Origin of the sequence: Arthrobacter sp. UYEF3 (assembly GCF_040546245.1) — a bacterium.
In the GTDB taxonomy this organism is placed as follows: domain Bacteria; phylum Actinomycetota; class Actinomycetes; order Actinomycetales; family Micrococcaceae; genus Arthrobacter.
On record NZ_JBEPNK010000065.1, the window covers coordinates 1 to 1397 of the forward strand.

The window sequence follows — 1397 nt, forward strand, 5'->3', positions numbered from 1 at the left end:
GCCAACGCTCACGTGGTTTGGGCGAAGAACTTCTATTCCGTCCCTTTTAGCCATATCGGCGCCCTCGTTGACTTGCGCGTGACGGAGACGATGCTGGAGGTTTACCGGCGTGACGAGCGACTGACCAGCCATTTGCTGCTGCCGGCCACGGCCAGCAACCAGTATCGGACGAACGAGGCGGACCTGCCCGAGGGGCGCAGCTTCCAGGCCTGGGACCGGGGCCGGATCGAGGAGTGGGCGGCGCGGGTCGGACCTGCGACGGCGGCAGTGACAGCCAAGATCTTCGAGACCGTGTTCATCGATGAGGCCGGCTTCGACGCGGCGCTGGCGGTGCTGAAACTGTCGCGCCGATTCTCCCCGGCACGCCTCGAAGCGGCCTGCGCGCTGGCGCTGCGGGGCCCGATCCGCTCACCCCGCTATGCGCACCTGCGGCCGATCCTCGACACCGGACAGGACAAAACCGGACACACCCCCGAGCCCGAGCCGGATGATGGCGGTTATGTTCGCGGCGGCGCCTACTACGCCGGAGGCACCCGATGAGCGTCCTGGATGGGGAGACCAAACGCAAGCTCCGCGAGATGAACGCCGGCGAGCTGGTGGAGGCCATCGACCTCCAAGACGACACCCTCAGCATCAGCTTGTCGTTCGAGGAACGGGTCCGCCTGGTCGTCGACGACGCCTACTCCACCTTCATGCACTCGAAAGTGGACGGGCTGATCCGACGGGCGGGGCTTCGTTACCCCAACGCGGACCTGCGGCGCATCGACCTGCTCGACGAGCGCGGCCTCAACCGGCAGCTCCTGACCCAACTCGGGACCTGCTTGTTCGTCACTCGGCAGCAGAACGTCGTCTTCCAGGGGTTCACCGGGTCGGGGAAGTCGTATCTGGGCTGCGCGATCGCGAAACGCGCCTGCGAACATCGGATCCGCGCCCATTATGTTCGGATGCCCGACCTCGAGGAGGCCTGGGTCGCAGCTCAAGACACCCCCGGCGGCGCCGGCAAGTTCCTCCGGAAATACGCTGCCTTCACCCTGCTCGTCATCGACGAGTGGTTACTTGATCGGCCGACGGAATCGATGCGGACGATGTTGCTGGAGTTGATGGAGCGCCGTTACGGCGAGACATCGACCGTGTTCTGCACCCAGTATCAGCAGAAGGACTGGCATCACCGCCTCGGTGCCGGCGTCCACGCCGACGCCATCATGGACCGCATCATCCACAACACCACCTGGGTCGACACCGGCACCTACAACATGAGGGAGCAGACCGCCCTGGCCAGCGCCTAACGATCAGGTCGAGGGCCAGTGGCTCCCAAGCACACCACCACTGGCTCTCTTCCGCACGATCGGTGGCTCTGAAGCGCAAGATTGGGTGGCTCTCAAGGCATCAAATACTCA

General features: G+C 64.9%; 2 protein-coding genes. Both read left to right on the plus strand.

Annotated features, from left to right (window positions below; genetic code table 11):
* On the plus strand, nt 1-540 hold a 540-nt coding region (locus tag ABIB14_RS18680; protein ID WP_502909705.1), incomplete at its 5' end, for a Mu transposase domain-containing protein.
* Entirely contained in the window at nt 537-1286 is a 750-nt protein-coding gene (locus ABIB14_RS18685; RefSeq protein ID WP_254753330.1) for an ATP-binding protein, read from the plus strand. The genes ABIB14_RS18680 and ABIB14_RS18685, both read left to right, overlap by 4 nt.
* The last annotated feature ends 111 nt before the right edge of the window (nt 1287-1397 follow it).

What these genes read in the sequence shown, in the direction of transcription:
- ABIB14_RS18685 (WP_254753330.1), top strand. Translation starts at nt 537, where the DNA reads ATGAGCGTCCTGGATGGGGAGACCAAACGCAAGCTCCGCGAGATGAAC.